The sequence below is a fragment of the Limnohabitans sp. TS-CS-82 genome (assembly GCF_002943475.1).
In genome coordinates this window covers 319,015-345,079 of sequence record NZ_PTQX01000002.1, presented here as the reverse complement: position 1 = coordinate 345,079, position 26,065 = coordinate 319,015, and the positions used below count along the sequence as shown (strand labels likewise).

Here is a 26,065-nt window from a genome sequence, read left to right as displayed (position 1 = left end):
GCCTTGGGCTTACTTTTTCAAACCTTGCAGCTTGGCAAATGCACTCGCCATGGCCGAGCCCGCCGCGGCTTGCGGTGGTGCGGTGTAGCCGCTGCTGTAGTTGCCACTGCCGCGTTGGCGGTTGTCACGGCCTGCGTGCTCGAAGCGGTTGTCGCGTGGACCATCTCGTTTGGCAGGCGCGCCATCCATCTTCATGGTCAAGCTGATGCGTTTGCGAGCCACGTCCACTTCCAGCACTTTCACCTTGATGATGTCGCCGGTTTTCACCACTTCACGGGCGTCGGTGATGAACTTGTTGCTGAGCTGACTCACGTGAATCAAGCCGTCTTGGTGCACGCCCAAGTCGACAAACGCGCCAAAGGCCGCCACGTTGCTGACCGTGCCTTCGAGCACCATGTCGACCTTCAGGTCTTTGATGTCTTCTACGCCGTCTTGCAGCTTGGCCACTTTGAAATCGGGGCGCGGGTCGCGGCCTGGCTTTTCGAGTTCGCTCAAGATGTCTTTGACGGTGATGACGCCCACGGTGTCGTTGGCAAACAGCTCGGGCTTCAATGTTTTGAGCATGTCAGCGCGGCCCATCAGCTCGGCCACGGGCTTGCCCGTTTGCGCCATGATGCGCTCGACCACGGGGTAGGTTTCGGGGTGAACCGCCGTCATGTCCAGTGGGTTGTCGCCATCGCGAATGCGCAAGAAGCCCGCGCTTTGCTCGAACGTTTTCGCGCCTAGGCCCGTGACTTTGAGCAACTGCTGGCGGTTGGCAAACGCGCCATTGGCTTCGCGCCAACGCACCACGGCTTTGGCGGTGGTGGTCGAGAGGCCCGACACGCGGGTGAGCAATGGCACGCTGGCCGTGTTCAGGTCCACACCCACTTTGTTCACGCAGTCTTCCACCACGGCTTCGAGGGTGCGGGCGAGTTCGCTTTGGTTCACATCGTGTTGGTACTGGCCCACGCCGATGGATTTGGGGTCAATCTTCACCAACTCGGCCAAGGGGTCTTGCAGGCGGCGCGCAATGCTGGCCGCGCCGCGCAGGCTCACATCCACATCGGGCATCTCAGAGCTGGCGTATTCACTGGCGCTGTACACCGACGCGCCTGCTTCGCTCACCACCACTTTGTCAATCACCTTGCTTGCGTCGTGTTTGGCCATGAGCTTGATGAGTTCACCGGCCAGTTTGTCGGTCTCGCGACTGGCGGTGCCGTTGCCAATGGCAATCAGGTTCACGCCATGCTTCTCGGCCAACTTGGCCAAGGTGTAGAGCGATCCATCCCAATCTTTGCGCGGCTCGTGTGGGTAAACGGTGGAGGTTTCCACCAGCTTGCCCGTGGCATCAACCACGGCCACTTTCACGCCGGTACGAATGCCTGGGTCTAGGCCCATCACCACGCGTGGGCCCGCAGGTGCGGCCAGCAACAAATCGCGCAGGTTGTCGGCAAACACTTTGATGGCCACCTTCTCGGCTTCTTCACGCAGACGGGTGAACAAGTCGCGCTCTGTGGAGAGGCTGAGCTTCACACGCCACGTCCACGCCACGCATTTGCGAATCAGGTCATCCCCTGCCCTGCTGGAATGGCTCCAACCAAGGTGCAAAGCAATCTTGCCTTCGGCCAAGCTGGGCTTGCCGGGTTCGGGCTCGACGGGGAGAACGAGTTTGGCATCGAGCATTTCGAGCGCACGGCCACGGAACACGGCCAAGGCGCGGTGCGATGGCACGCGGCCAATGGGTTCGTCGTAATCAAAGTAGTCACGAAACTTCGCCACATCAGGGTTGTTTTCGTCTTTACCAGCAGCGATCTTGCTGCGGAACAAGCCTTCGGCCCACAGCCATTCGCGCAAGCTTTGAATCAATGCGGCGTCTTCAGCCCAACGCTCGCTCAACAGATCGCGTACACCGTCCAACACAGCGGCTACGGTGGTGAAGTCGGCTCCTTCAATCTTGCCAGCGGGCAAGATGAATGCTTCCGCTTCCACATTGGGGTTGAGTGTGGGGTCGGCAAACAGTTTGTCGGCCAGTGGCTCCAAGCCCGCTTCCTTGGCAATCATGCCCTTGGTGCGGCGCTTGGGTTTGAAAGGCAAGTAAATGTCTTCCAGCTCTTGCTTGGTGGGCGCGGCTTCGATGGCAGCCAACAACTCGGGCGTGAGCTTGCCTTGTTCTTGAATGCTCTTGATCACGGCAGCGCGGCGGTCTTCTAGCTCGCGCAGGTAGCTCAGGCGAGCTTCGAGTTCGCGCAGCTGAATGTCGTCCAAGCCGCCGGTCACTTCTTTGCGGTAACGGGCAATAAAGGGGACAGTCGCGCCACCATCTAGTAGCTCCACAGCTGAACGCACTTGGGCTTCGGATATCTTGATTTCGTCCGCCAGTTGGCGGGTAATTTTTTGCATGTTTTCAGTCAGTCGAATTCGCTAAAGCGGGCAATTTTGCCTTAGCTCTCTAGGGTGCTTGAAAACATAGCTTCCCTTCGTTGGCCTGTGCTGTGGTAAGCCAAGACGGCTTACATCGCTGCGCGACGAATGGCGCCGCCTTGGCTCACCTCAACCCACTCGGATTTAGGGGATATTAAAGTGCTAATTCGCGGGTTATGTTCAATTTAAAATGTCTTGGCGTGCCGCAACCGCTTGCCAAAGATGTGAAGCTATCTCAACGCAAGCACTAACCTCAGTCCGTAGGAATTTCGTGCAGCTGTGTGGGGGCAGCTTCACGCTTCACGTACTTAAAAGTTGCCGTCGCGTGGGCACATGCTTTGCCTTCTGCGTCGTACAACGTACCTTCTGTAAATGCCATGCTGCCTGTGCGATGCATCAAACGGCCCTTTGCAGTCAGCGTGCCTTTGGCGGGCTGCATGAACGAAGTTTTCATCTCGATGGTGACCACGCCCATGCCTTTGTCCACACTGCGGGCTGCCGTGGCCAGGGTCACGTCTAGCAGTGTCATCACCGCCCCGCCATGCGTCACATTGAACGAGTTCATGTGCTCAGGCTCGGGGGTGTAGCGCAGCTCGGACTGTCCTTCATCAAAGAACACCAGCTCAAAACCCAAATGGTCGACAAACGGGATGTAGGCGCCAAAGCTTTCTTGCATGGTGTTCTCCTTGAGGTGTTACAGAACTTCGAAGATACCCGCAGCACCCATGCCGCCGCCGATGCACATGGTCACGCATACGCGCTTAGCACCTCGGCGTTTGCCTTCGATCAGGGCGTGGCCCACCAATCGCTGGCCGCTCACGCCGTAGGGGTGGCCCACGGCAATGGCGCCGCCGTTGACGTTGAGGCGGTCATCGGGGATGCCCAGTTTGTCGCGGCAGTACAGCACTTGCACGGCAAAGGCTTCGTTGAGTTCCCACAGGTCAATGTCACCCACGCTCAGGCCCAAGCGGTTGAGTACTTTAGGGATGGCGTACACGGGGCCAATGCCCATTTCGTCAGGCTCGCAACCGGCCACGGCAAACCCGAGGAAGCGGCCCAAGGGCTTCAGGCCACGTTTGCTGGCGAGCTCTTCGCTCATTACCACGCAAGCGCCTGCGCCATCTGAAAACTGGCTAGCGTTACCCGCAGAAATCAAGCCACCAGGCATGGCGGACTTTAGGTTGGCCAAAGCTTCGACAGTTGAGCCTTCGCGAATGCCCTCGTCCTTGCTGACCGTGACTTGCTTGGTCATCAGGCCCATCACTTTGTCGGCAATACCGGCTTTGACAGTGATGGCGGCAATCTCGGCGTCAAACAAACCAGCCGATTGCGCAGCAAAAGCGCGTTGCTGGCTTCGTGCGCCGTATTCATCCATGGCTTCGCGGCCAATGTTGTATTTCTTGGCCACATGTTCAGCGGTTTGCAGCATGTTCCAGTACATCTCAGGCTTTTTCTTTTGCAATGCCAAGTCGACCAACATGTGTTGGTTCATCTCTTGTTGCACGCAGGAGATGCTTTCCACACCACCGGCCACGTACACATCGCCCTCGCCCGCAATGATGCGCTGCGCGGCGGTGGCAATGGTTTGCAAGCCTGAAGAGCAAAAACGGTTGATGGTCATGCCCGACACCGACACAGGGCAATCGGCCATGAGTGCGATTTGGCGGGCAATGTTGGTACCAGTTGCGCCTTCTGGCAAAGCGCAGCCCATGATGACGTCGTCCACTTCGGCGGCTTCAATACCGGCGCGCGCAATGGCGTGTTTGACGACGTGACCACCCAAGGTCGCGCCATGGGTCATGTTGAAAGAGCCCTTCCAGCTTTTAGCAAGCGGTGTGCGGGCGGTAGAGACGATGACAGCGTTGGTCATAGGGATTCCTTAATTCAGAGTTCAGTTGAAGGTCTTGCCTTCGGCGGCGAGCTTTGCGAGCAAAGGTGCTGGCTTCCAAAACTCGGCGTCATCGTGGGGATTGGTGGCAAAACGCTGCATGGCTTGCACCACGTTAAACAGGCCCAACTCGTCGGCGTAGTTCATAGGGCCGCCGCGGAAAATTGGGAAGCCATAACCGCTGATGTAGACCATGTCGATGTCGCTGGCTTTGCTGGCAATGCCTTCTTCTAGGATGTGGGCAGCTTCGTTCACTAAAGCAAAGTTCAGGCGTTGCACGATTTCTTCATCGCTGATCTTGCGAGGCTTGATGCCCAGCTCTTCGCGGTGTTTTGCAATCATGGCCTCCACGTCTTTGTTGGGGATCGCGTCGCGTTTGCCTGGCTTGTAGTCATACCAACCCGCACCTGTTTTTTGGCCAAAGCGACCTTGTTCGCACAAAAGGTCAGCGGTTTTGCTGTAGCGACGTGTGGGGTTTTCTGCGTATTGGCGTTTGCGGATGGCCCAGCCAATGTCGTTGCCCGCCAAGTCACCCATGCGGAACGGACCCATGGCCCAGCCAAATTTCTCAAGGGCGCGGTCCACCTGTGCAGGTGTGCAACCTTCGTCGAGCAAGAAGCCGGCTTGGCGACCGTACTGATCAATCATGCGGTTGCCAATGAAGCCATCGCACACGCCTGAGAGCACAGCGATTTTCTTGATTTTCTTGGCCACATCCATGGCTGTGGCCAGCACGTCCTTGGCGGTGTCTTTGCCACGCACCACTTCGAGCAGTTTCATCACGTTAGCAGGGCTGAAGAAGTGCAAGCCGACCACGTCTTGTGGCCGCTTGGTGAAGTTGGCAATTTTGTTCAGGTCCAAGGTCGAAGTGTTGGACGCCAAAATTGCGCCTGGCTTCATCACCGCATCGAGTTGTTTGAACACCGCTTCTTTGACGCCCATGTCTTCAAACACAGCTTCAATGACGAGGTCAGCATCTTTGATGTCGTCGTAGCTCAGTGTGGTGCTGAGCAGCGCCATGCGCTGGGCTGCTTTATCTTCTTTGAGCTTGCCTTTTTTGACGCGGTCTTCGTAGTTTTTCTTGATCGTGGCTACGCCACGGTCCAAGGCTTCTTGCTTGGTTTCAATCATCTTGACTGCAATGCCTGCATTCAAGAAGTTCATGGCAATGCCGCCGCCCATGGTGCCAGCACCAATGACGGCCACCAACTTGATGTCGCGCACCGGTGTGTCGCTAGGTACATCGGCAATCTTGCTGGCTGCGCGTTGTGCGCCAAACAAGTGGCGCAAAGCACGACTTTCAGGAGTCCACATGAGGTTGATGAACTGCTCACGCTCGTACATCATGCCTTCGTCAAACTTTTTCTTGGTGGCCATTTCTACCGCATCCACCGCTTTGGGTGGCGCTGGGTAGTTCTTTGCCATGCCTTTGACCATGTTGCGCGAGAACTGGAAATAGGCATCGCCCATGGGGTGTTTACAAGGCAGATCACGCAATTTGGGTAGAGGGCGCACATCGGCCACTTCACGGGCGTAAGCAATAGCCTCGTCCATCAGACTTTGTGGAGACATGGCCATTTGGTCAAACAGCTTTTGGCCGGGCAACATGCTGAGCATGTCGCTCTTGATCGCTTCACCGCTCACGATCATGTTCATTGCGGGTTCTACACCCAAAGCACGTGGCAAGCGTTGAGTGCCCCCTGCGCCAGGGATCAGGCCCAGCTTCACCTCAGGCATGCTGATGCTGGTTCCAGGTGCGCACACGCGGTAGTGGCAACCCAAAGCCAGTTCTAAACCGCCGCCCATCACCACGGTGTGCATGGCTGCCACCACAGGCTTGTTACAGTTTTCCACGCAAGAGATCACGCTGAGCAAGTTAGGTTCTTGGAAGGCCTTCGGCGAACCAAATTCGCGCACATCTGCGCCGCCTGAGAAGGCTTTGCCATGGCCGGTAATCACAACGGCTTTGACCGCTGCATCGGCTTGCGCTTGCGCAATACCCGCCACAACAGCGCGGCGTGTTTCTAAACCCATGCCATTGACAGGCGGGTTATTCAAAGTGATCACAGCAACATCGCCGTGTACTTGGTAGTCTGCACTCATTGCATTTCCTTCTTTAAACGAATTGGTAGGGTTAAACGGTGGGAAGCTTGTAGTCTTTGAGCTGCTCGCGTAATTTGGTTTTGAGCATCTTGCCCGTGGCCCCAATGGGGATGGCATCGACAAACACCACATCGTCTGGAATTTGCCACTTGGCGGTTTTGCCTTCGTAGAAAGCCAGCAGTTCTTCGCGGCTCACTTGTGCGTCGGGCTTTTTCACCACGGCCACGATGGGGCGCTCGTCCCACTTGGGGTGTGCCACGCCAATGCACGCGGCCATGGCCACAGCGGGGTGCGCCACGGCGATGTTTTCAATGTCAATCGAGCTGATCCACTCGCCGCCCGACTTGATGACGTCTTTGCTGCGGTCGGTGATTTGCATGAAGCCATCGGCGTCGATGGTGGCCACGTCGCCTGTGGGGAACCAGTCTTGCCCGTCTTTGTCTTTCACCAGCGGGTTGCCTTCGCCTTTGTAGTAGTTGGCTACCACCCAAGGGCCGCGCACCAACAAGTCGCCATAGGCTTTGCCGTCGTGAGGTTGCTCATCGCCTGCATCGTTCACGATCTTCATGTCCACGCCATAAATGGCACGACCTTGCTTCATCAGCAATTTCATTTGCTCTTCTTTGGGAAGCTTGAGGTGTTTGTTCTTCAAGGTGCACAAAGTGCCCAAGGGGCTGAGTTCGGTCATGCCCCACGCGTGCAAGACTTCCACGCCAAAGTCATCACGGAAAGCATCAATCATGGCCGGTGGGCAAGCCGAGCCACCAATGACGGTGCGCTTCAAGGTAGAGAACTTCAAGCCATGGGGCTTCATGTGCCCGAGCAACATTTGCCACACCGTGGGCACGCCAGCGGCGTAGGTGACGCCTTCGTTCTCAATCATTTCGTAAACCGATTTGCCGTCCATGCCGGGGCCTGGAAACACCAGCTTGGCACCGGTGAGCGCTGCGCTGTAGGGGATGCCCCAAGCATTGACGTGGAACATAGGCACCACTGGAAGGATGGCATCACGCGCAGAGATGCACATCACATCGGGCAAAGCTGCTGCGTAGGCGTGCAAGGTGGTGGAGCGGTGGCTGTACAGCGCGGCTTTGGGGTTACCTGTGGTGCCGCTGGTGTAGCACATGCTCGACGCGGTGTTTTCATCAAACACCGGCCATTGGTAAGTGGTGCTTTGGTTGCCCATCCAAGCTTCGTAGCTGATGAGGTTGGGAATGCCCGTGTCTGCTGGCAGTTTGTCCGCATCGCACATCGCCACCCAATGTTTGACTGATGTGCACTTGCTGTGCACGGCTTGAACGATGGGCAAAAAGGTCATGTCAAAACACAGCACTTGGTCTTCAGCGTGGTTGACGATCCACGCAATTTGCTCTGGGTGCAGGCGTGGGTTGATGGTGTGTAACACGCGGCCTGAACCGCTGACACCAAAGTAAAGCTCAAGGTGGCGGTAGCCGTTCCAAGCGATGGTGGCCACGCGGTCGCTGAAACCCAGTTTCATACCGTCGAGCGCATGGGCCACTTGGCGCGAGCGGCGCGCCACATCAGACCAGGTGTAGCGATGAATATCGCCCTCGACGCGGCGTGACACCACCTCACCATCGCCATGATGTTTGTCTGCGAACTCGATCAGGCTTGAGATGAGCAGCGGTTGGTTTTGCATCAGTCCTAACATGGTGTCTCCTTGTTTTTACTTTTCCGCACGGTCGTGCTTTTTTCTGTATTGTGCCAAGTCTTTGTGTATTTTTCGGGAAAGCCCACAAAAAACCAGCCTATGGATAACCCGAGACAATGCCAGCCATGTTTCATCGTCCTGCCGCTCCCACCGCCAACCTTGCGTGGCTCAACACGTCTGATGTGGGCTTTGCTTCGCTGGGTGCCACGTTTGCCACGCCCACCGAGCCAACGCCCTTACCTGCCGCCCATTGGGTAGGTTGTAACGAAGCTTTGCGGGCCGAGCTGGGTTTGCCATCAGACCTTTGGCAACAACAAGAGGCGCTGGATTTGCTCACGGGCAATGCGCTGCCCGCGACTGGCCCCACTTACGCCAGTGTTTACAGTGGTCATCAATTTGGGCAATGGGCAGGCCAGCTGGGCGATGGCCGGGCTTTGAACCTTGGCGCACTTCAAACGCCTCACGGCTTGCAAGAGCTGCAGCTCAAAGGCGCAGGCCCGACACCCTACTCTCGCCGAGGCGACGGCCGTGCTGTGCTGAGGTCCAGCATTCGTGAGTTTTTGGCCAGCGAGGCCATGCATGGTTTGGGCATTCCCACCACGCGGGCTTTGTGCGTGACTGGCTCACCGGCCCATGTGCGACGTGAAGAAGTAGAAACCGCCGCCGTCGTGACACGCGTAGCACCCAGCTTTGTGCGCTTTGGGCACTTCGAGCATTTCGCTTCCAACGGTCAAATCGATGAACTGCGCGCCTTGGCTGACCATGTGGTGACTGCGCATTTCCCGGCATTGCAAGACCAAGCAGGTGCTGATCGCTACGTGGCACTGCTGCACGAAGTCACCCAGCGCACCGCTGCCTTGATGGCGCAATGGCAAGCCGTTGGCTTTTGCCACGGCGTGATGAACACCGACAACATGAGCATCCTCGGTCTCACGCTGGACTATGGCCCTTTCCAATACTTAGACGGCTTTGACGCCAACCACGTTTGCAACCACTCCGACCACCAAGGCCGTTATGCCTATGCGCGGCAACCGCAAATCGCCTACTGGAATTTGTTCTGCTTAGGCCAGGCCTTGATGCCGCTCATCGACGAGCAAGCCCCAGCCTTGGCTGCGCTAGAGAGTTACAAAGCAACCTTCCCAAGCGCCATGGACCAAGCCATGCGCCACAAGTTAGGCCTCAGCGACGCACACGAGGTGGACCGTGCTTTGGTGGAAGACCTGCTGCAAACCCTGCAACAAGACCGTGTGGACTACACCGTGTTTTGGCGGCGCTTGAGCATGGCCGTGCGCGAATCCGACCACAGCACCCATGCGTTTGAACCTGTGCGCGATTTGTTTATGCACCGCGAGGTGTTTGATGCGTGGTGCACGCGCTACCTAGAGCGCTTAGGCGCGGCCAACCGCCAAGCCACAGGTGACGCTATGCTGCGCACCAACCCTAAATACATCTTGCGCAACCACTTAGGCGAGCTGGCCATTCGCCAAGCCAAGGCCGGTAACTTTGCGATGGTGCAAGACCTGCTGCAAGTGCTACACGCCCCCTTTGACGAACACCCCACCTACGAAGCTTGGGCTGGCCTTGCGCCAGAATGGGCTTCATCCATCGAAATCAGTTGCTCCTCATGACCCTCCAAAAAACCGAACAAGAATGGCGCGACCTGCTGGCCGCCAAAAACGCAGAACCTGTGGCCTTTGAGGTCACACGCAAAGCCGCCACCGAGCGTCCGTTCACCGGCAAATACGAAGACCATTGGGCCCCAGGCAGCTACCACTGCATGTGTTGTGACGCCAAACTGTTCGATGCGTCGACCAAGTTTGACGCAGGCTGCGGCTGGCCCAGCTTTCACACCGCGGCCAGCGAAGAAGCGATTGCCGAGCACCGCGACACCAGCCACGGCATGGTGCGTGTGGAAACCGTGTGTAGCCAATGCGGTGCGCACTTGGGCCATGTGTTCAACGACGGCCCTGCCCCCACCGGTTTGCGCTATTGCATGAACTCGGCTTCGTTAGACTTCGTGCCTAACAAATAAAGCGTTTATGAAATTATTGCTCGACTTCTTCCCCATCCTTTTGTTTTTTGGCACCTTCAAAGCGTGGGGCATCATGGCCGCCACGGCTGTGGCCATTGCCGCTACCTTGGTTCAAATTGGCTATTTGCGTTACAAAAATGGTTTTGTAGAACCTATGCAATGGGTCAGCCTTGGCGTCATCGTGGTGTTTGGCGGCGCCACGCTGCTCACCCAAGACGAGACCTTCATCAAGTGGAAACCCACCGTCTTGTACTGGCTCATGGGCAGTGCTTTGTGGGTCGGTCACTTTGTGTTCAAGCGCAATTTCATCCAGCAACTCATGGGTGCTCAGGTGGCGTTGCCTGCACACGCTTGGGGCGTGTTGTTGCACAGCTGGGCCTGCTTCTTTGCAGTCATGGGCTGCATCAACATTTGGGTGGCCAACCACTTTGACACCGACACGTGGGTGAGTTTCAAACTCTTTGGCGGTTTGGGCTTGATGTTGGTGTTTGTCGTGGCTCAAGGCGTCTACATGAGTCGCTTCATCAAAGAGCAGCCTGAGGACTCAGCGTGAACATCACCGTACAAGCCCTGACACAGCGATTACAAGAACGCCTAAACCCCGCTTTTGTTGAAGTTTTAGACGAAAGTGCGGCGCACGCAGGCCATGTGGGGGCCAACGACAGCGGGTTTGGTACACACTTTCGCGTACGCATTCAAAGTGACATTTTTACAGGGCAATCGCGGGTTTCACGCCATCGCCTTGTGTATGATGCATTGCAAGAATATATCGATCAAGGTTTGCATGCCTTGGCCATTGAAGTCATAGAAAACCCCTGAGACCTGACATGAAAAAGCAAATGATTTGGACCGCTGTTGCAGCTGCTGCGTTCGCAGTTTTGAGCATGGGCGCTAACGCGCAAAACATCGCCATCGTCAATGGCAAGGCTGTGCCAACCGCCCGTGCTGAAGCATTGGCTCAGCAAGTGGCGCGCTCTGGCCGCCCGATCACCCCTGAGGTGGAAGCCCAGATCAAAGAAGAAGTTATTGCGCGCGAAATCTTCATGCAAGAAGCCCAAAAACGCGGTTTGGATGCCACGCCAGAGTACAAGTCTCAAATCGAACTGGCCCGTCAAACCATCCTGATTCGCGAGTTGTTTGCTGAATTCCAAAAAACCTCTGCCGTCACGGATGCTGACGTGCAAGCTGAATACGACAAGTTCGTCGCAGCCAACGGCGGCAAAGAGTACCGCGCTCGTCACATCTTGGCCGAGACCAAAGAACAAGCCGAAGCCATCCTCGCCAGCCTGAAAAAAGGTGGTAAGTTTGAAGACATCGCCAAAAAGCAATCCAAAGACCCAGGTTCAGGTGCCAACGGTGGTGACCTCGATTGGGCTGCACCTGGCAACTATGTCAAAGAGTTCTCTGACGCCATGGTCGCTTTGAACAAAGGCCAAGTGTCTGCACCCGTGCAAAGCCAGTTTGGTTTCCACATCATCCGTTTGGACGACGTGCGTGAAGCCCAGTTGCCAGCACTCGAAGACGTGAAGCCACAAATCGTGCAACAAATGACACAACAACGCATGGCCACGTTCCAACAAGAATTGCGCGCCAAAGCCAAGGTCGAGTAATTCACCTTTGCCTCATGCACACAGCGGCCTTCGGGCCGCTTTTGTTTTTCTAGATAATTCAAGCCATGTCCTTGCTCAACCACCAACTCGAACTGCTTGCCCCCGCACGCGATGCCGACATCGGCATTGCCGCCATTCACCACGGCGCAGACGCGGTGTACATCGGTGCACCAGCCTTTGGTGCGCGAGCCAGCGCCTCCAACACGCTGCAAGACATCGAGCGCTTGTGCAAGGAAGCGCACCGGTTCAACAGCAAAATCTTCATCACACTCAACACCATCTTGCGCGACGACGAGCTAGAAGCCGCACAAAAAATGGCGTGGGATGTGTACAGCGCAGGTGCCGATGTGCTGATCGTGCAAGACATGGCGTTTTTGGAGCTGGACTTGCCACCTATCCAACTGCACGCCAGCACACAAACCGACATTCGTACACCCGAAAAAGCCAAGTTCATGCAAGACGTGGGCTTCTCGCAAATTGTGTTGGCGCGCGAGCTGACGCTGCCGCAGATCAAAGCCATCCACGATGTGCTCGATGCTGAACGATGCAACTTAGAGTTTTTTGTGCACGGCGCTTTATGCGTGGCCTACAGCGGCCAATGCTTCATCAGCCATGCCCACACGGGTCGTAGCGCCAACCGTGGCGACTGCAGCCAAGCCTGTCGCCTGCCCTATCACGTGACGGACGCCGAAGGCCGCTTCATCGCACACGACAAGCATGTGCTCTCGATGAAAGACAACAACCAAAGCGAGAATCTCGCTGCCTTGGTCGATGCGGGTGTGCGCAGCTTCAAGATCGAAGGCCGCTACAAAGACATGGCTTATGTGAAGAACATCACCGGCCACTACCGCGTATTGATGGATGAACTGATTGAAGCGCGCCAATACTCGGCCGATCCTGAGCGCCCACCACTCAGCCGCGCATCGAGTGGCAACACCACGTTGTACTTCACGCCCAACCCCGAGCAAAACTTCAACCGCGAGTTCACCGACTACTTTGTGCAAGGCCGCAAAGAGGACATCGGCGCATTTGACTCGCCCAAGAACCCGGGCATTGTGTTGGGCGAAGTGATGGGCACAGGTCCGAATTGGCTGGAAGTGCAGCCCTATGACAAAGCCGCTGTGCTGCACAACGGTGATGGCCTGTGCTACTACGACCTGCAAAAAGAACTGGTGGGCGTGGCCATCAACCGCGCAGAGCCTAGCCCCAAAAAAGGCGTGTGGCGCTTGTACCCCAAAGACCCGATTGAAGGCTTTCGCGATTTGCGCGCGGGCATGGTCATCAACCGCAACCGCGACATGGATTGGGTGCGTGGGCTTGAGAAGAACTCCAGTGAACGCCGCATTGACGCATGGGTGGAGTTTTCTGAAATAGCGCAAGGGTTCGAGCTCAAGCTCACCGATGAAGACGGCCACACGGCCAGCGCCACCCTTGCCTGCCCCAAAGAACTCGCCAAAGACGCGGTGCGCAATGACGCAAGCCTGCGCGAGCACTTGAGCAAGTTTGGCGCAAGTGTGTTTGAAGTGCTCAACCTGCAAATCAATATCAGCCAGCCTTGGTTTGTGCCGGCCTCGTCACTCAACGCATTGCGCCGCGATGCCGTGGAGCAGTTGGAACTTGTGCGCCTGAAGGCCTATGACCGCCCGCAACGCGCCGCAGCTGTTGAGCCACCCGTGAGCTACCCCGAAGATTCGCTCACCTACTTGGCCAACGTCTACAACCAAAAAGCGCACGACTTTTACGCCAAGCACGGCGTGAAAGTGATTGAGGCGGCTTATGAGAGCCACGAAGAGTTGGGCGAAGCCAGCTTGATGATCACCAAACACTGTGTGCGTTTCAGCATGAGCCTGTGCCCAAAACAAGCCAAAGGCGTCACAGGTGTGCAAGGCACGGTCAAGGCTGAGCCGCTGATGCTCATCAACGGCAGCGAAAAACTCACCCTACGTTTTGACTGCAAACCCTGTGAGATGCATGTGGTGGGCAAGATGAAAAAGTCAGTGCTCAACCAGCGCATCAAAGAGATGGCTGAGTCGCCCATCACGTTTTACAAAACGCGTCCCTAAAGCGGGACACCTTGATGGCCCATGTTTCACTCTTCATCGGTCAAGTGCAGCCTCTGCCTGTGTCCGGCCGCCTCACGGCCATGTACAAAACACAGGTGCATGGCTCTGTCGAATTGGGTATTGAAGGTTTTGCAGGCGACCACCAAGCTGACCAGCGTGTGCACGGTGGCCCCGAAAAAGCCGTGCATCTCTACCCCGGCACGCACTACGCCAAGCTGGCCGTGCAGTTTGCCGATGCAGCCCCCTTGCTCGTGCCCGGCAGCATGGGCGAAAACATTGCCACGTCTGAACTAGACGAGCACGATGTGCATTTAGGTGATGTGTGGCAACTCGGTTCAGCACTGATTCAAGTCTGCCAACCACGCAACCCTTGCTGGAAGATTGATGAGCGCTTTGGCTGCGACGGCATGGCTTTGTTCATTGACCAACATCTGCTCACGGGTTGGTATTGGCGGGTGTTGCAAACCGGCACGGTCAACCCAAACGACAGTTTGGTGTTGCACGAGGCCGCAAGCCAAGCCCCTACCCTGCACCAAGCCATGACGCTTTGGCGTGAACACCGCCCCAATCTGGATGCTTTGAGCCGACTGGCAGAAACACCGGGCATTGCCAAAGCGTGGCAAGACAAAATCAAACAGCGGGTGAGCTATTTGATGAAATAAAAAACGCAGCCGTGGCTGCGTTTTTTGATTGGCGTGAGTGAATCAACCCACCCACTGACGCGCATTGCGCCACATACGCATCCAAGGGCTGAACGCATCCACGCCACCCGATGCACCCAAGTCGGTCCAGCTCATTTGTACGTTGCGGAACACGCGCTCGGGGTGCGGCATCATGGCTGTAAAGCGGCCATCTGCCGTGGTGACAGAGGTCAAGCCCCCTGCACTGCCGTTGGGGTTGAACGGATAGGCCTCAGTCGCTGCCCCGTGGTTGTCCACAAAGCGCATGGCGGGCAATGCTTTAGATGCGTTGCCGCGTTGGCTGAAATTGGCAAAGCCTTCACCGTGCGCCACGGCAATCGGCAAACGAGCACCGGCCATGCCCGCAAAGAACAGAGACGGTGATTCCAACACTTCCACCATGCTCAAACGTGCTTCAAAGCGCTCGCTTTGATTGGTGGTGAAGCGTGGCCAGTGTTCTGCGCCGGGGATGATGTCGGCTAATTCAGCAAACATTTGGCAACCGTTGCACACGCCCAAACCGAAGGTGTCGGTGCGTGCAAAGAACTGCTGCATTTGTTCAGACAACACGGGGTTGAACGTGATGCTGCGTGCCCAGCCAATGCCAGCGCCCAAGGTGTCGCCGTAGCTAAAGCCACCGCAAGCCACCAAACCTTTGAAGTCTTGCAGCTTGGCGCGGCCAGTTTGCAGGTCGGTCATGTGCACGTCGTAGGCGTCAAAGCCAGCTTCGGCAAACGCATACGCCATCTCAATGTGTGAGTTCACGCCCTGCTCACGCAGCACCGCCACTTTGGGTTTAGCGGCTAAGTTGATGAAGGGGGCTGCCACGTTGTCGCTGATACCCGCTGGCAAATGCACATGCATGCCGGGGTCGGTGGGGTTGCCAGCTGCGGCGTGTTCGGCATCCGCACAAGCAGGGTTGTCGCGCTGTTGGCAAATCTTCCAGCTCACGCTGTCCCACACTTGGTGCAGGTCGGCCAGCTTGCCAACGAACACTTCTTTGGTGTCGCGCCACACGCTGATCTCGCCCTTGCCTTTGGCTATGGTGGACGATTGGGGGCGTGTCTTGCCCACAAAGTGGCTGTGCTTGGACAAGCCATGCTCACGCAAGGTTTGCATCACCTCGTTGCGCTCAGACGTGCGCACTTGCAGCACCACGCCCAGCTCTTCGTTGAACAAGGCTTGCAGCGTCAGCTCTTCGCGACGGGCGCTTACCTGTGAAGCCCAGTTTTTGGTGTCACCGTATTCGGCACGGCTGTCGTTGATGCCGTCGCCTTCGGTGATGAGCATGTCCAGATTCAGCGCCACACCCACTTGGCCTGCAAAAGCCATTTCGCACACAGCGGCCATCAGGCCACCGTCGCTGCGGTCGTGGTAAGCCAAGATCTTGCCTTGTGCGCGCAAAACGTTCACAGCGTTGACGAGCTTGACCAAGTCTTGTGCATCGTCGAGGTCTGGCACTTGGTCACCTGCTTGGTTCAGCACTTGGCCCAAGATGCTGCCCGCCATGCGGCGCTTACCCTCGCCCAACTGCACCAACACCAAGGTGGTGTCTTCGGTGTTGTTGAGCTGCGGCGTGAGCGTGCCACGCACATCGGGGATGGACGCAAACGCGCTGATGATCAGGCTCACTGGTGAGGTAACTTTTTTGGTCTCGCCGTTCTCACTCCATTGCGTGCGCATGGACAAACTGTCTTTGCCCACGGGGATGGAAATGCCCAAAGCGGGGCAGAGTTCTAAGCCCACGGCTTTGACGGTGTCGTACAAGGCAGCGTCTTCACCGGCTTCGCCGCAAGCGGCCATCCAGTTGGCGCTGAGCTTGACGCGTGGCAACTCAAACGGTGCTGCCAACAAATTGGTGATGGCTTCGGCCACAGCCATGCGGCCTGAGGCGGGTGCATCGAGCGATGCAAGCGGCGTGCGCTCGCCCATGCTCATGGCTTCGCCAGCGAAGCTTTGGTAGTCGGCCAAGGTCACGGCCACGTCGGCCACAGGCACTTGCCATGGGCCAACCATTTGGTCGCGATGTGTCAAACCACCCACGGCACGGTCGCCAATGGTGATGAGAAAACGCTTGCTGGCCACTGTGGGGTGGCTCAACACGTTGATCACAGCTTCTTGCAAGCTCACGCCAGTCAGGTCCATGGGGGCGCTGGTGCGCTCTACACGCGTCACATCGCGGTGCATTTTGGGTGGTTTACCCAGCAGCACGTTCATGGGCATATTGACTGCCGCCTCTGAACTTTCACCTATGTGGTGAGCCAGCACCGCATCTTCATTCGCAACAGTCAGGTGACGCTCTTCAGTCGCCACACCAACCACAGCAAACGGGCAACGCTCGCGTTCACAGAAGGCTTTGAATTGTTCAAGCGACTCAGGCGCAATCGCCATCACGTAGCGCTCTTGGCTTTCGTTCGACCAAATTTCTTTGGGAGCCAAGCCTGACTCTTCCAGCGGCACAGCGCGCAAATCAAAGCGCGCACCACGACCTGCGTCGTTGGTGAGTTCTGGAAACGCGTTGGACAAACCGCCTGCGCCCACATCGTGAATGGCGAGGATGGGGTTGTTCTTGCCTTGCGCCCAGCAATGGTTGATTACCTCTTGTGCACGACGCTCAATTTCGGGGTTACCGCGTTGCACCGAGTCAAAGTCCAGTTCTGCCGCGTTGGTGCCGCTGGCCATCGAGCTGGCGGCGCTGCCCCCCATGCCGATGCGCATGCCGGGGCCGCCCAGTTGAATCAACAAACTGCCTGCAGGGAACTCAATCTTCTTGGTTTGTTCGCTGTCAATGACGCCCAAGCCACCCGCAATCATGATGGGCTTGTGGTAGCCGCGTGTCACGCCAGCCACGTCTTGTTCGTATTCGCGGAAGTAGCCGGTCAGGTTGGGACGGCCAAACTCGTTGTTAAACGCAGCGCCGCCCAATGGGCCCTCGGTCATGATTTGCAAAGGGCTGGCCATGTGTGAGGGGCGGCCTAGTTTGCTGTCCCAAAGCTTTGACACGGTGAAGCCAGACATACCAGCCTTGGGCTTGGAGCCTCGGCCTGTTGCACCTTCGTCGCGAATCTCGCCGCCATTGCCGGTGGAAGCACCGGGGTAAGGCGAAATGGCTGTGGGGTGGTTGTGAGTTTCGACCTTCATCAACACATGGTTGGTGGCAGATACTTTTTCGTACTGAGGCAGGTCTTTGCCATTGTTGGTGGCGATGAAGCGCTCGACCTTGTGGCCTTCCATGATGGAGGCGTTGTCCGAATACGCCACCACCGTGTATTGCGGGCTGGTTTTTTCGGTGTGGCGAATCATGCCAAACAGGCTGTGCGATTGCGCTTCGCCATCAATGGTGAACTCGGCATTGAAAATCTTGTGGCGGCAGTGTTCGCTGTTGGCTTGCGCAAACATCATCAGCTCCACATCGGTGGGGTTGCGCTTGAGTTGGGTAAACGCATTCACCAAATACGCAATCTCGTCCTCGGCCAAAGCCAAGCCCCATCGCTTGTTGGCGTCTTGCAATGCGGCCTCGCCACCGCCCAGCACATCCACTTGCTCCATCGGTGCGGGGTGCAGTTCGGTGAACAAGCCCAACGCTTCATCGCGTGTGCGCATGACAGATTCGGTCATGCGATCGTGCAACACATCGGCTACGGCAGCCAGTTGCTCAGGCGTGAGGGCGGCTTTGCTCAGCAAACCGTCTTTGAGCTGAATATGGAACTCGGTGATGCGCTCAATGCGCTTGAGCTGCAAACCGCAGTTGTGCGCAATGTCGGTGGCCTTTGATGCCCAAGGCGACACGGTGCCAAAACGTGGCGTGACCACCAGCAAGGTGCCTACGGGGGCAACGTGAGCAGGCTCGCCATAAGTCAGCAAAGCAGCCAGTGTTTGTTGCTGAGCGGCATCCAACGTGGCCTCGGTTGCAGCCAAATGCACAAAGCGGGCACTCAGGCCTTGGATTTGCGGGGAGATTGCCGCCAAACGGGGCAAGAGCTGTTGAACACGGAAATCGCTGAGGGCGTTGCCGCCTTCGAAAATGCTGATGTGCAGGGACACGAGGGAGCCTTGAGAAAAAGACGGAAATCGAATCGGGCCGGGCCGCTGACTGGGGCTGGTCGGCAAAGGTTAGATTTTACGTGGCTAGCGATGGTGTTTTGTACACAATTCAGGGTGACAGAGACGTGTTTTGCGACGGATGGGATAATCTAGCCCATGACCACATCCATCAAAGACGCCCAAGGCGCACAAGGCATGCGTATCGCGGGCAAACTGGCCTCTGAAGTTCTCGATTTCATTACCCCGCACGTGGTGCCGGGCGTGACGACCAACCAGCTCGACAAGCTCTGCTACGACTACATCACCGAAGTTCAAAAGGCCATCCCAGCCCCGCTGAACTACAACCCCAGCGGTGACAACCCCTACCCAAAGTCCATCTGCACATCCATCAACCATCAGGTATGCCACGGCATTCCCAATGACAAGCCGCTGAAAAAAGGCGACACGGTCAATATCGACATCACCGTCATCAAAGATGGTTGGCATGGCGACACCAGCCGCATGTTCTCGGTGGGTGATGTGTCCATCGCGGCCAAGCGATTGGCCAAGTTGACATACGAAGCCATGTGGCACGGCATCGTCAAGGTCAAGCCTGGCGCACGGTTGGGGGACATTGGCTTTGCCATTCAACGCTTTGCTGAGAGCAATGGCTTCTCTGTAGTTCGCGAGTTTTGCGGCCATGGCATTGGCCAGGTGTTCCACGAAGAGCCACAAGTGCTGCACTACGGCAAGCCCGGCACAGGTGAGACGCTGCAAGAAGGCATGACCTTCACCATCGAGCCCATGATCAACGCGGGCAAGAAAGACATCAAAGAGTTGGGTGATGGCTGGACCATCGTCACGCGCGACCACTCGTTGTCAGCCCAGTGGGAACACACCATCCTCGTCACGCCCACGGGCTACGAAGTGTTGACCCTGTCCGACGGTAGCCCCGCCCTGCCCGACTTTGTGACCACCACCTGCTGTTAAGCACCCCCACGCGATGAACGCCTTGGCTAACCTTTACCGAAAGGACAAGGCGGCTTTGCTGCTGGCCGCGTCCGGCTCTATCACCCCACGTAGCGTGAAAACCTTGTTGCACAAGTTGTGCAGCATGACCGACGACACCTTACGTAACCTCTGGGACGCTGCAGGCTTTGACCAGCAGTTGTGCTTGGTGGCTGTGGGCGGCTATGGCCGTGGTGAGCTGTTCCCCTATTCGGACGTGGATGTGCTCTTGCTCATGCCAGACGGCACATCGCCCGAAAAAGACGACACGCTCAAAGCACAGATTGAAAAGTTCATCGGCAGCTGCTGGGACACAGGCCTAGAAATTGGCTCTAGCGTACGCACCGTCACCGAGTGCGTGCAAGAAGCCTCTGCCGACATCACCGTGCAAACCTCGCTCTTGGAAGCACGCTTTTTGGTGGGCAGCGTCAAGCTGTTCAAAACCTTCCAAAAACACTACGCGATCGCGCTTGACCCCAAAGCTTTCTTTGTGGCCAAGACCGCCGAGATGCGTCAACGCCACGCCAAGTTCGAAAACACGCCTTACTCGCTAGAACCCAATTGCAAAGAATCGCCAGGCGGCATGCGCGATTTGCAAGTGGTGCTGTGGGTAGCCAAAGCCGCAGGCTTGGGTGACAGCTGGGAGAGCTTGGGCCGCAAAGGCTTGGCGACAGACTTTGAAGTCAAACAACTCAAACGCAACGAAGACGCCTTGGCACTCATCCGCACACGCTTGCATTTGGCGGCCAAACGCCGCGAAGACCGCTTGGTGTTTGACTTGCAACACGCCGTCGCCCAAAGCTTGGGGCTGGGTGTGGAAGAAGACGGCACGCTGAACGCCCGCGTGGCTAGCGAAGCGCTGATGAAGCGCTATTACTGGGCGGCCAAAGCGGTAACCCAGCTCAACCAAATTTTGTTGCTCAACATCGAAGAACGCCTGAGCAGCAACCAACACGAGCTGCGTCCCATCAACGAGCGCTTTGCCGACAAGGCAGGCATGCTCGAAGTGACCAGCGACGACGTGTATATGAACAACCCACACGCGATTCTGGAAACCTTCTGGTTGTACGAATCCACGGTGGGCATCAGCGGCCTGTCGGCTCGCACACTGCGAGCGCTGTACAACGCTCGCACCTTGATGGATGGCAAGTTCCGCGCAGACCCGGTGAACCGTGAGATGTTCATGCGCATCTTGCAAGCCCCCAGCGGCATGACGCACGCGGTGCGCTTGATGAACCAAACTTCGGTGCTCGGACGCTACCTGTGGCCCTTCCGTCGCATCGTGGGCCAGATGCAGCATGACCTGTTCCACGTCTACACCGTGGACCAACACATCTTGATGGTGCTGCGCAATGTGCGCCGCTTCTTCATGGCCGAGCATGCGCATGAATACCCGTTTTGCTCGCAACTCGCTGCGGGTTGGGACAAGCCTTGGATCTTGTTTGCAGCCGCGTTGTTCCACGACATTGCCAAAGGCCGTGGCGGCGACCACTCACAACTGGGCCGTGGTGAAGTGCGCAAATTTGCGCGTGACCACAGCCTAGAAAAAGAAGACGCCAAGCTCATTGAGTTCTTGGTGGGCGAGCACTTGACCATGAGCAACGTCGCTCAAAAGCAAGACTTGAGCGACCCCGATGTGATTCAAGCCTTCGCCAAACGCGTGGGCAACGAGCGCAACCTCACTGCGCTGTACCTGCTGACGGTGGCCGACATTCGCGGCACCAGCCCCAAGGTGTGGAACGCATGGAAAGGCAAGCTGCTGGAAGACTTGTACCGCTACACCGCCCGCGCTTTAGGTGGCCGTGCGCCGGATGCAGCCGCTGAAGTTGAGATTCGTAAAACCGAAGCCCTCACCATGCTCGCGCTGTATGCGCTGCCGTTTGAGGCCCACAAAGATTTATGGGCTACCTTAGACGTGGGCTACTTCATGCGCCACGATGCCGCCGACATTGCCTGGCACACACGCCAGCTCTCGCGCAGCTTGTCGATTGCCAAAGCGCAAAACACCCCCATGGGTGTGACCGTGCGTGCGCGTTTGTCTCCCGTGGGCGAAGGCTTGCAGGTGATGGTGTATTCACCTGACCAGGCAGATTTGTTTGCGCGCATCTGCGGCTACTTTGACCAAGCGGGCTTCAACATTTGGGATGCCAAAGTGCACACCGCCACCAACGGCTACGCGCTAGACACCTTCCAAGTGGTGAGCAGCCATTTTGAAGAGCACTACCGCAACCTCATCAACATGGTGGAGACGGGGTTAACTGAAACCATCGTCGAAGCCAAACCCTTACCAACGGTCGGCAAAGGCCGCGTGTCACGCCGCGTCAAGAGCTTCCCCATCGCGCCGCGTGTGACCTTGCAGCCCGACGAACGTGCGCAAAAGTGGTTGTTGAGCATCTCAGCCAGCGACCGCGTGGGCCTGCTTTACAGCGTGGCGCGTGTGTTGGCCAACCACAAGGTGAACTTGTTGCTGGCCAAAATCAGCACCTTGGGCGAACGCGTGGAAGACACGTTCTTGATTGACGGCGCGGCTTTGCAGCAAAACAGAGCGCAGCTGGAAATTGAGACGGAACTGCTCGCCGCCTTGCAGGCTTAATCGTCCGCGTCATCCAGCCCTGGAAACAACACCTCGGTGTAGCCAAAGCGCGAGAAGTCGCGCACACGCATGGGGTACAGCTTGCCAATGAGGTGGTCACACTCATGTTGCACCACCCGCGCATGAAAGCCCTCGACCGTGCGGTCAATCGGCTGGCCTGTTTCGTCAAAGCCCTGGTAACGCAAACGTTTGAAACGAGGCACCACACCTCGTAGGCCCGGTACTGACAAGCAGCCTTCCCAGCCCTCTTCTTCCTCATCCCCAAGGGGCGTGAGCACAGGGTTGATGAGCACGGTGTACGGCACCACAGGCGCATCGGGGTAACGTGGGTTGACCTCGCCTGAACCAAATACCACCACTTGCAAATCCACACCAATTTGCGGCGCGGCCAAGCCAGCGCCGTTGGCAGCCAGCATGGTGTCGTCGAGGTCTTTGAGCAGTGCTTGCAACTCTGGCGTGTTGAAAGCCTTCACGGGTTGCGCCATACGAAGCAGACGCTCGTCGCCCATTTTCAAGATCTCGCGAACGGCCATGTCGTGTCCTTATTCAGCTGCGTGTTCAGCCACCAAGGCCAACAAGCCAGCTTCGTCGAGCACCTTGATGCCCAACTCTTGCGCTTTGTCGAGCTTGCTGCCCGCCTCTGCACCGGCCACCACACAATGCGTTTTCTTGCTCACACTGCCTGCCACTTTGGCGCCCAAGGCTTCAAGCATGTCTTTGGCTTGATCGCGGCTGAGTGTGGGCAGTGTGCCGGTCAGCACAAAGGTTTGGCCTGCCAGCGGCAAGCTTGCGCCCGCTGTAGGTTCGCCCTCGGTCCATGTGACACCACAAGCACGCAGCTGCTCGACCACTTCGCGGTTGTGCGGCTGATCAAAGAATGTGCGCAGGCTAAGTGCGACGATGGGGCCGACGTCTGCAACTTGCAGCAGTTGGTCCACGGTGGCGTCCATGATGGCGTCCATCTTGCCGAAGTGACGTGCCAGCTCTTTGGCCGTGGCCTCGCCCACATGGCGAATACCAAGGCCAAACAAGAAGCGTGGCAGTGTGGTTTGCTTCGATTTTTCAATGCTGGCCAGCACGTTATTGGCCGATTTTTCAGCCATGCGCTCTAGCGTGACCAAAGCGGTAAAGCCCATGCGGTACAGGTCGGGCAATGTCTTGACCACACCCGCATCCACCAGTTGCTCCACCAGCTTGTCGCCCAAGTCTTCAATCTCTACAGCACGGCGGTGCGCAAAGTGCAGGATGGCTTGCTTGCGCTGTGCGCTGCAAAACAAGCCACCTGTGCATCGGTAATCGGCCTCTCCTTCTTCACGCACCGCAGGGCTGCCGCACACAGGGCACTGGTGCAGCATGGTGAAGATCTGTGCGTCTTGCAAGCGCTTTTCTAAAACGACAGACACCACTTCGGGAATCACATCGCCTGCACGGCGCACCACCACGGTGTCACCCACCCGCACGTCTTTGCGGCGGGCTTCGTCTTCGTTGTGCAGCGTCGCGTTGGTCACGGTCACGCCGCCCACAAACACGGGCGCAAGTTTGGCTACAGGGGTGAGCTTGCCCGTGCGGCCCACTTGCACCTCGATGGCTTGCACCGTGGTGAGTTGTTCTTGCGCGGGGTATTTGTGGGCCACAGCCCAGCGCGGTTCGCGGGTGACAAAGCCCAACTGACGTTGAGCGGCCAAGCTGTTGACCTTGTAGACCACGCCATCAATGTCAAACGGCAGCGCGTCCCGCGCTTGGCCCATGCGTTGGTGAAAGTCCACCAAGCCCGCTGCGCCTTGGACACACGCGGTTTGCTCGGCCACGGGGAAGCCCCATTGCTTCAGCGTCATCAACAAATCGAAATGCGTGTTGAACGTTGGGCCACCATCTTCCACAGGCGTGATGTCACCCAAGCCGTAAGCAAAGAAGCTCAAGGGGCGCTGAGCCGCAATGGTGGGGTCGAGCTGACGCACCGCACCCGCAGCGGCGTTGCGCGGGTTCACAAAGGTTTTTTCGCCTTTTTCACCTGCGGCAATGCGCGCACGTTGGCGCTCGTTCAAGGCTTCGAAATCACCACGGGCCATGTAGACCTCGCCGCGCACTTCCAGCACCTTGGGCGCGTCGCTAGGCAAGCGCAAAGGTATTTGACCAATGGTGCGGATGTTTTGCGTGACTTCTTCGCCCATTTCGCCATCGCCGCGTGTGGCGGCTTGCACCAACACACCATTTTCATAGCGCAGGCTCATCGCTAGGCCATCAAACTTCAGCTCGGCCACATAGTCAACCAACGGGTCGGCCTCGGTCAGAGCTAGCTCTTTTCGAATGCGTGTGTCAAATGCTTCTGCGCCGCTAGCTTCTGTGTCGGTTTCGGTGCGAATGCTGAGCATGGGCACCACGTGTTTGACGCTGGCAAAGCTGTCGAGCGGCGTGCCGCCCACACGTTGCGTGGGAGAGTCTGGCGTGAGGAGTTCGGGATGTGCGGCTTCTAGCGCTTGCAGTTCTTTGAACAAGCGGTCGTATTCGGCATCCGGGATGGTGGGCCCATCCAGCACGTAGTACTGGTGGCCGTGGTGATGCAGCTGTTTACGCAATTCGGCTGCGCGTGTAGCCACATCTGTATGGCCCTTGGCATCGCTGCCAAATAAGTCAGCGGTGCTCATGCTGCGTGACCTTGAAATTAGCTGAACAAGCGGCGCGCTTGCGGCGAACCTGCCGACAAGTCACGCGCATCGAGCGTGTCATACAAAGCCAGCAAATCGCGGGCAATTGCGCCTATGGCTGTTTCAGACAAGGGCTGGCCGTTGTCGTCAGAGATTGCGCCGTCCATCACACGCGCTAGTTCATAGGCGGTTTGAATCATGCGAGCGTAAGGCTCCTCTTTGCGGTCCACCTGTGGCACATCGAGTGACAAGGCGAGTTCGTAAATGGCGGATTGGGTGGGGTCTTCCGACATCGCAGCTTGCGAGTCAAAGGTGAGCCCCAAAATGGGTGGCAAGCCATGCACGGGCGCAGGCACCACCATGCGGCCTGGCAACACGCCAGCGATGAAACCCAAACGGGCGGCGTTTTGCTGCACATAGCCGGGGCTCCATGCGGCTTTGGTGGCCTTCAAGGTGAAGCTCAGTTGTGCATCGTGGGCACTGGCAAAGCTGTCGAGTTCACGGGCGCGGGCCACTTCCTCGAGCATGTCGGGAAACTCAGGTGCACCGTTGATGGTGTCGGCGAAGTGTTGAGTTTTAGTGACGAACTCAGAGAACTCAATTTCGTTCAAGGGGCCGGTGCGGTTGGCCAACTGCACACCCGATTGAAACGCGCTGTAGCGTTGGCCGTTGCGTGGGTGTTCCCACAAACCGGTTTCAGTGTTGAGTCCTTCCAAGCTGAATAACTTGCTGCCCACACGGCGTGTGGCGGGCATGGCCTGCAAAGCGGCATCACCAGAAGCGGGGTGGTCAATTTCAACCGCGGCGATGACGTCAATCAACGCATCTAAGGCTGGGCGTTTTTCGGGCTGAGGCAAGTCAGATGCGGCAGACTCCATCACTTGGGCCACAACGGGCTTCATGACAGGAGCTTGTGCGGCTTGTTGTTTGGCGCGCTCTTCTGCAACTTTGGAAGCGGCGGCTTTGCTTTCTGCAATACGGGCCAACTCAGCTTCATCAGGCACGCGCTGCGCATGGGCCGTGGCCTCTTCCATCATGCTGCGCGCCATGTCGGTCACGGGGTCAAGGCTGCCTGTCGTTTGGTACGTGGGCGTCGTCACAGGCGCAATCACTTCAGGCTCGTGGTGTACGTCGTAGCTCACGCTAGGAGCGACATCGAACGATGGCTCCTGGGGCTGACCGTAATCAGGCGTATAGGCGGCTGGCTCGATGCTTTTTTCTTGCGGCAGTGGTTCTGCCTGACGCGGTTTGTTTTTGCGTGAAGTCCACGTGCTGTGCGCCACCACACCCGCGAGAACCACGCCACCAGCAATTGCTAAACCAATTTGAAGAGTACTCATGTTCT

The 26,065-nt window shown here is 57.4% G+C and carries 18 protein-coding genes; 9 read left to right on the top strand and 9 right to left on the bottom strand.

The window, feature by feature from the left end; genetic code table 11:
- Positions 1-9 precede the first annotated feature (9 nt).
- From C5F52_RS05975 to C5F52_RS05955, 5 genes are all read right to left on the bottom strand, one after another.
- Positions 10-2,382 carry a Tex family protein gene (locus C5F52_RS05975; RefSeq protein ID WP_104797420.1) on the bottom strand — a complete coding sequence of 791 codons (2,373 nt, stop codon included), beginning with the start codon at positions 2,380-2,382 and terminating at the stop codon, positions 10-12.
- Between the two features lie 274 nt (positions 2,383-2,656).
- Positions 2,657-3,079: a PaaI family thioesterase gene (locus tag C5F52_RS05970; protein WP_104797419.1), complete on the bottom strand. Its 423-nt coding sequence runs from the start codon at positions 3,077-3,079 to the stop codon at positions 2,657-2,659.
- 18 nt (positions 3,080-3,097) lie between these two features.
- Complete coding sequence (locus tag C5F52_RS05965; RefSeq protein WP_104797418.1) at positions 3,098-4,273, bottom strand: acetyl-CoA C-acyltransferase; 1,176 nt, start codon at positions 4,271-4,273, stop codon at positions 3,098-3,100.
- 21 nt (positions 4,274-4,294) lie between these two features.
- Positions 4,295-6,394 (bottom strand): 3-hydroxyacyl-CoA dehydrogenase NAD-binding domain-containing protein, encoded by a 2,100-nt coding sequence (locus C5F52_RS05960; RefSeq protein WP_104797417.1) that lies wholly within the window; start codon positions 6,392-6,394, stop codon positions 4,295-4,297.
- Between the two features lie 31 nt (positions 6,395-6,425).
- Positions 6,426-8,066, bottom strand: coding sequence for a 3-(methylthio)propionyl-CoA ligase (locus C5F52_RS05955; RefSeq protein WP_104797416.1), 1,641 nt, complete (start codon positions 8,064-8,066; stop codon positions 6,426-6,428).
- Between the two features lie 125 nt (positions 8,067-8,191).
- On the opposite strand from C5F52_RS05955, the gene C5F52_RS05950 reads away from it, so the two are divergent.
- The 7 genes from C5F52_RS05950 to C5F52_RS05920 all read left to right on the top strand — a co-directional run bounded on the left by C5F52_RS05950 (position 8,192) and on the right by C5F52_RS05920 (position 14,433).
- Positions 8,192-9,694 (top strand): YdiU family protein, encoded by a 1,503-nt coding sequence (locus C5F52_RS05950; protein WP_104797825.1) that lies wholly within the window; start codon positions 8,192-8,194, stop codon positions 9,692-9,694.
- Positions 9,691-10,098, top strand: coding sequence for a peptide-methionine (R)-S-oxide reductase MsrB (gene msrB / locus C5F52_RS05945; RefSeq protein WP_104797415.1), 408 nt, complete (start codon positions 9,691-9,693; stop codon positions 10,096-10,098). Before C5F52_RS05950 ends, msrB begins: the two co-directional genes overlap by 4 nt.
- Positions 10,099-10,105: 7 nt before the next feature.
- The gene (locus C5F52_RS05940; protein WP_104797414.1) at positions 10,106-10,651 is read left to right on the top strand and encodes a septation protein A; all 546 of its coding nucleotides are present in this window, start codon (positions 10,106-10,108) and stop codon (positions 10,649-10,651) included.
- Positions 10,648-10,917 (top strand): BolA family transcriptional regulator, encoded by a 270-nt coding sequence (locus tag C5F52_RS05935; RefSeq protein WP_104797413.1) that lies wholly within the window; start codon positions 10,648-10,650, stop codon positions 10,915-10,917. Before C5F52_RS05940 ends, C5F52_RS05935 begins: the two co-directional genes overlap by 4 nt.
- An 8-nt stretch (positions 10,918-10,925) precedes the next feature.
- Positions 10,926-11,708: a peptidylprolyl isomerase gene (locus C5F52_RS05930; RefSeq protein ID WP_104797412.1), complete on the top strand. Its 783-nt coding sequence runs from the start codon at positions 10,926-10,928 to the stop codon at positions 11,706-11,708.
- Between the two features lie 65 nt (positions 11,709-11,773).
- Complete coding sequence (locus tag C5F52_RS05925; protein WP_104797411.1) at positions 11,774-13,771, top strand: U32 family peptidase; 1,998 nt, start codon at positions 11,774-11,776, stop codon at positions 13,769-13,771.
- A 14-nt stretch (positions 13,772-13,785) separates the two neighbouring features.
- Positions 13,786-14,433 (top strand): MOSC domain-containing protein, encoded by a 648-nt coding sequence (locus C5F52_RS05920; protein ID WP_104797410.1) that lies wholly within the window; start codon positions 13,786-13,788, stop codon positions 14,431-14,433.
- Between the two features lie 42 nt (positions 14,434-14,475).
- Here the strand turns inward: C5F52_RS05920 and purL are convergent, their stop codons facing one another.
- Positions 14,476-18,495 carry a phosphoribosylformylglycinamidine synthase gene (gene purL, locus C5F52_RS05915; RefSeq protein ID WP_104797409.1) on the bottom strand — a complete coding sequence of 1,340 codons (4,020 nt, stop codon included), beginning with the start codon at positions 18,493-18,495 and terminating at the stop codon, positions 14,476-14,478.
- Positions 18,496-18,651: 156 nt separating this feature from the next.
- On the opposite strand from purL, the gene map reads away from it, so the two are divergent.
- Together map and C5F52_RS05905 are read left to right on the top strand one after the other, a co-directional pair.
- Entirely contained in the window at positions 18,652-19,464 is an 813-nt protein-coding gene (gene map / locus C5F52_RS05910) for a type I methionyl aminopeptidase (RefSeq protein ID WP_104797408.1), read from the top strand.
- Positions 19,465-19,477: 13 nt separating this feature from the next.
- A complete protein-coding gene (locus C5F52_RS05905) occupies positions 19,478-22,075 on the top strand; it encodes a [protein-PII] uridylyltransferase (RefSeq protein ID WP_104797407.1) in 2,598 nt (865 codons plus the stop codon).
- On the opposite strand, the gene def is transcribed toward C5F52_RS05905, so the two are convergent.
- From def to C5F52_RS05890, 3 genes are read right to left on the bottom strand one after another with little or no spacing between them, the layout of a single operon-like run.
- Positions 22,072-22,608 carry a peptide deformylase gene (gene def / locus C5F52_RS05900; protein WP_104797406.1) on the bottom strand — a complete coding sequence of 179 codons (537 nt, stop codon included), beginning with the start codon at positions 22,606-22,608 and terminating at the stop codon, positions 22,072-22,074. The genes C5F52_RS05905 and def overlap by 4 nt on opposite strands.
- Before the next feature lie 9 nt (positions 22,609-22,617).
- Positions 22,618-24,720, bottom strand: coding sequence for an NAD-dependent DNA ligase LigA (gene ligA / locus C5F52_RS05895; protein ID WP_104797405.1), 2,103 nt, complete (start codon positions 24,718-24,720; stop codon positions 22,618-22,620).
- A 17-nt stretch (positions 24,721-24,737) separates the two neighbouring features.
- Entirely contained in the window at positions 24,738-26,060 is a 1,323-nt protein-coding gene (locus C5F52_RS05890) for a cell division protein ZipA C-terminal FtsZ-binding domain-containing protein (protein WP_201746969.1), read from the bottom strand.
- Positions 26,061-26,065 lie beyond the last annotated feature (5 nt).

Bases quoted from the DNA above. Each gene is read 5' to 3' on its own strand.
- C5F52_RS05975 (WP_104797420.1), bottom strand. From the start codon at position 2,382: ATGCAAAAAATTACCCGCCAACTGGCGGACGAAATCAAGATATCCGAA.
- C5F52_RS05970 (WP_104797419.1), bottom strand. From the start codon at position 3,079: ATGCAAGAAAGCTTTGGCGCCTACATCCCGTTTGTCGACCATTTGGGT.
- C5F52_RS05965 (WP_104797418.1), bottom strand. From the start codon at position 4,273: ATGACCAACGCTGTCATCGTCTCTACCGCCCGCACACCGCTTGCTAAA.
- C5F52_RS05960 (WP_104797417.1), bottom strand. From the start codon at position 6,394: ATGAGTGCAGACTACCAAGTACACGGCGATGTTGCTGTGATCACTTTG.
- C5F52_RS05955 (WP_104797416.1), bottom strand. From the start codon at position 8,066: ATGTTAGGACTGATGCAAAACCAACCGCTGCTCATCTCAAGCCTGATC.
- C5F52_RS05950 (WP_104797825.1), top strand. From the start codon at position 8,192: ATGTTTCATCGTCCTGCCGCTCCCACCGCCAACCTTGCGTGGCTCAAC.
- msrB (WP_104797415.1), top strand. From the start codon at position 9,691: ATGACCCTCCAAAAAACCGAACAAGAATGGCGCGACCTGCTGGCCGCC.
- C5F52_RS05940 (WP_104797414.1), top strand. From the start codon at position 10,106: ATGAAATTATTGCTCGACTTCTTCCCCATCCTTTTGTTTTTTGGCACC.
- C5F52_RS05930 (WP_104797412.1), top strand. From the start codon at position 10,926: ATGAAAAAGCAAATGATTTGGACCGCTGTTGCAGCTGCTGCGTTCGCA.
- C5F52_RS05925 (WP_104797411.1), top strand. From the start codon at position 11,774: ATGTCCTTGCTCAACCACCAACTCGAACTGCTTGCCCCCGCACGCGAT.
- C5F52_RS05920 (WP_104797410.1), top strand. From the start codon at position 13,786: ATGGCCCATGTTTCACTCTTCATCGGTCAAGTGCAGCCTCTGCCTGTG.
- map (WP_104797408.1), top strand. From the start codon at position 18,652: ATGACCACATCCATCAAAGACGCCCAAGGCGCACAAGGCATGCGTATC.
- C5F52_RS05905 (WP_104797407.1), top strand. From the start codon at position 19,478: ATGAACGCCTTGGCTAACCTTTACCGAAAGGACAAGGCGGCTTTGCTG.
- def (WP_104797406.1), bottom strand. From the start codon at position 22,608: ATGGCCGTTCGCGAGATCTTGAAAATGGGCGACGAGCGTCTGCTTCGT.
- ligA (WP_104797405.1), bottom strand. From the start codon at position 24,720: ATGAGCACCGCTGACTTATTTGGCAGCGATGCCAAGGGCCATACAGAT.
- C5F52_RS05890 (WP_201746969.1), bottom strand. From the start codon at position 26,060: ATGAGTACTCTTCAAATTGGTTTAGCAATTGCTGGTGGCGTGGTTCTC.